The organism is Saccharopolyspora sp. NPDC000995 (genome assembly GCF_053599315.1).
In genome coordinates, this window is sequence record NZ_JBSFLZ010000251.1 from 1 (window position 1) to 3607 (window position 3607).

The following is a 3607-nucleotide window of genomic DNA, read 5'->3' on the forward strand; positions in this document are numbered from 1 at the left end:
CCGGATACGCTCGCGAGCGAAAAGGTGAACTGCAGCACGTATTCGTACTCGCGAGTCAAAGCGCATGACCCGCAACTCGAACGGTGCGGTTTCGAGGGTCTTCGAATTTAGCCGGGCACGGTCACTTTGCTGGTGACGCTGCGTGTGCGTAGGCGCTGGTTCTCGGGGTTGCGGAATCCGTAGGCGTTGCGGGCGGCGAGTTTGACGGCTCGGTTGATGCCCTCGCTTTTGGCGTTGGTGATGCCGGTCCGAAGGAACGCTTCGATGCCGTCCCACCAGGTCTCGATGGTGGTGGCCAGTCGCTTGATCTCTTCGATGCCGCTGTCGGCGCACCAGAGGTAGAAATCGTATAGACGCTTGCGGATCTCGGCGGGGTTGAACCTGTCCCGGTTGCAGGCCAGGACGGCGCGGAGTTCCTCTTTGGCGATCCAGGCGGTGATGATGCCGGTGCCGATCGGCCCAGCCACTTCCAGCTTGGTCCACGTTTTCGTGACCTGCTCGTCGGTGAGGTCTTCCCAGTTGCGGTTCAGGCGATTGCGGGCGATCCATTCCGGGTCGGTCTTGCGGCCGCGGCGGCCGCGGTGCTGGAAGGTCAGGCGCCGCCGCACCTCGGAGAGCATCTTGTGGCGAACACTACCCGACCAACACCGCGAATACCTCCGGGACCGCACCCCCGCACCAAGGGACCCGGCGGGCTCGCCATTAGCACGGCCCGGACCGACACCGCTTGATGCTATTTCTGGCCGTAGCCGGCGAACAGTTCCGCGCAGCGGGCCAGTTCCTCGTCGCTGAGCAGGCTCGGGGCACCTGCCCGGATCGCGGTCAGCCAGAGTTCGCACAGCCACTCCAACTGCCGCGCCCGGTTGTAGGCCTGAGACAGGCTGGCTCCGATGGTGATCGTTCCGTGGTTGCGCAGGATGCATCCGGCGCGTCCCGCCAGGGCACCGGACATCGTCTCGGCCAGCTGGTCGCTGCCGAAGGTGGCGTACTCCGCCACCTGCACCGGTCCGCCGAAGTCCGCGAGCTGGTAGTGCACCGCCGGAACATCGTTGCGCAGCAACGACAACGCGGTGGCGTGCAACGAGTGCGTGTGCACCACTGCCCCTGCGTCGTGCTTCCGGTAGGCGGTGAGGTGCATCGGAAGTTCGGACGTGGGCTTGAGATCGCCCTCGACCACGTTGCCGGTGAGGTCCACCAGCGGAATGTCCGCCACCGCCAGCTTCTCGTAGTCGACGCCCGACGGCGTCACCGCCACCAGGTCGCCGCAGCGGACCGACACGTTGCCGGAGGTGCCGACCACCAGCCGGTCCGCCGTCATCCGCCGGGCGATCTCGATGACCTCGCGCCGTTGCTCGGCCAATCGCGAACTGCTCACTTCATCCCTCATTCAACACGTGGCGCCGGATGCGTCCGGCACCGACTCGTAGCCGTTGATCGCGGTAACCTTCTGGGCCGACGGCGAAGACTCGTCGAACCGGTAGTCCAGCCACTCCGACGCCAGCTTGCGGGCCAGCTCCAGGCCGACCACGCGCTGGCCGAAGCACAGGACCTGGGCGTTGTTGCTGAGCACCGACCGCTCCACCGAATAGCTGTCGTGCGCGGTGACGGCCCGGATACCCGGCACCTTGTTCGCGCTGATCGCCACGCCGAGCCCGGTGCCGCACACCAGCAAAGCGCGGTCCGCTTCTCCTTCGGAGACCAGGCGCGCGGCATTGACTGCCACGTGCGGGTAGGCGGTGTGCTCGTCGGAGCCGACACCCACGTCCGCCACGCTGACCACCCGGGGGTCGTTCTCCAGATCCTTCTTCAGCGCTTCCTTGTACTGCAGTCCTGCGTCGTCGGAGCCGACCACGATGCGCAACGGAGCCTGTTCAGTCACTTCGCCTCATCCTTCCCGTTCCCGGCGAGCCCATCATTTTTCGGCGAGCACGGCCCCGACCCGGTTGAGCGCGAGCGCCAGCGACATCGCACCCGGGTCAGGGGTTCCGACGCTGCGCTCGGCCAGCGGCCGGGCGCGGCCGGTGCGGGGCCGCAGCTCCGCGGTCTGCTCGGCGGCCTTCGTCGCCTCCTTCGCGGCCTGCTGCCAGGCGTCCCGGCCGCTTTCGCCGGCATCGACGGCGCGGCGGAGTTCCTCGACGAACGGAATCAGAGCGTCGACCAGCGTCTTGTCGCCGAGCTCGGCTCGACCGAGCCGCTGCACCGCCGCGAGCGCCGCCGAAGCGCCTGCCGTCAAGTCGTTGGCCATTGCCGCGCGGTGGTCGGGCAGCAGGGCGCCGAACGACCGCAGCGCCGCGCCCCACAACACGCCCGAGGTGCCCCCGGCCTTCGCCGCCCACGCATCACCCGCGGCGACCAGCACCGCCGCCGGACCGACGCCCTGCGCCACGGCTTCGTCGGCGGCCGCCACCGCGGCCGCGCTACCGCGCGTCATGCCGCGGCCGTGATCGCCGTCGCCCGCGATCGCGTCGAGGCGACCGAGTTCTTCTTCCTTGCCGTGCAGCAGCTCCGCCACCGCGTGCAGGGCCTTCGCCACGACCGCGGCGGTCGCTTGGCCTTCCGGCGGGGCCACCACGATCACCTTCCCCGGCGCCGCCGGCAGCTCATCGTCCTCTTCGGACTCTTGCGCGCGGGCGAACGCGCCGTTCCCCTTGCGGTAGGCGGGAGTGTCGGCCGGGGCCTGCCACAGCCACTCCAGTTCCGGGTCCAGCCAGGTCAGCGTCAGCGAGCAACCGGCCATGTCGAGGCTGGTCACCAGCTCGCCCACCTCGGGCGAGACGACCTCCAGGCCGGCCTCGGCCAGCAGCCGGGACACGGTGCCCCAGACGACGAACAGTTCCTCGTACTTGGTGGCGCCCAGTCCGTTGAGGATCGCCGTCACCCGCGGCTTCTCCCCATCCGTTTCCGGTGCCTCCGCGAGCAGGCCGTCGACCAGGATCTTCGCCAGCTCCGACGCCGACGGCATGTCGCGTTCGGAGACGCCCGGCTCGCCGTGGATGCCGAGCCCGAGGCCCATCCGGCCTTCCTGCACCTCGAACAGCGGCTGGTCCTGGCCCGGCAACGTGCAGCCGTCGAAGGCCACGCCGAGGCTGCGGGTGCGCGCGTTGGTGTGCTCGGCGACCCGCACCACCTCGTCGAAGGAGTAGCCTTCCTCGGCCGCCGCCGAGGCGACCTTGAAGACCACGAAGTCGCCGACCACGCCGCGGCGCTTGGTCTGCTCCGCAGCCGGGGCGCTGGCCACGTCGTCGGTCACCACGACGTTGTGCGCGCGGATCCCGTCGCGCTCCAGGCGTTCCACCGCCAGCCCGAAGTTCATGTTGTCGCCGGCGTAGTTGCCGAACGAGAACACCACCCCCGCACCCCGGTCGGCCGCGCGGCCCACCGAATAGGCGTCGTCGGCCGACGGCGAGGTGAAGATGTTGCCGATGACCGAGCCGTCGGCGAAGCCCGGCCCGACCACCCCGCAGAAGGCCGGGTAGTGCCCGGACCCGCCGCCGGTGACCACGGCGACCTTGCCCTCGCGCGCGCGTTTCGCCCGCACCACGCCGCCGGGCACCTGCCGGACGTGTTCGGGGTGCGCTGCCACGAAACCGGTCACCATGTCCTCGGT

The 3607-nt window shown here is 69.5% G+C and carries 4 protein-coding genes; all 4 read right to left on the reverse strand.

Annotated features, from left to right (window positions below; genetic code table 11):
* Positions 1 to 107: 107 nt before the first annotated feature.
* On the reverse strand, positions 108 to 620 hold the full coding sequence (locus ACWDKQ_RS35460; protein ID WP_450143119.1) for an ISL3 family transposase: 513 nt from the start codon (positions 618 to 620) through the stop codon (positions 108 to 110).
* 113 nt (positions 621 to 733) lie between these two features.
* Positions 734 to 1375, reverse strand: a complete 642-nt coding sequence (locus tag ACWDKQ_RS35465) for a class II aldolase/adducin family protein (protein ID WP_450143120.1) — start codon at positions 1373 to 1375, stop codon at positions 734 to 736.
* Positions 1376 to 1387: 12 nt separating this feature from the next.
* The gene (locus ACWDKQ_RS35470) at positions 1388 to 1879 is read right to left on the reverse strand and encodes a ribose-5-phosphate isomerase (RefSeq protein WP_450143121.1); all 492 of its coding nucleotides are present in this window, start codon (positions 1877 to 1879) and stop codon (positions 1388 to 1390) included.
* 33 nt (positions 1880 to 1912) lie between these two features.
* Positions 1913 to 3607, reverse strand: a 1695-nt coding sequence (locus ACWDKQ_RS35475; protein WP_450143122.1) for a dihydroxyacetone kinase family protein, incomplete at its 5' end; no start/stop codon positions are given.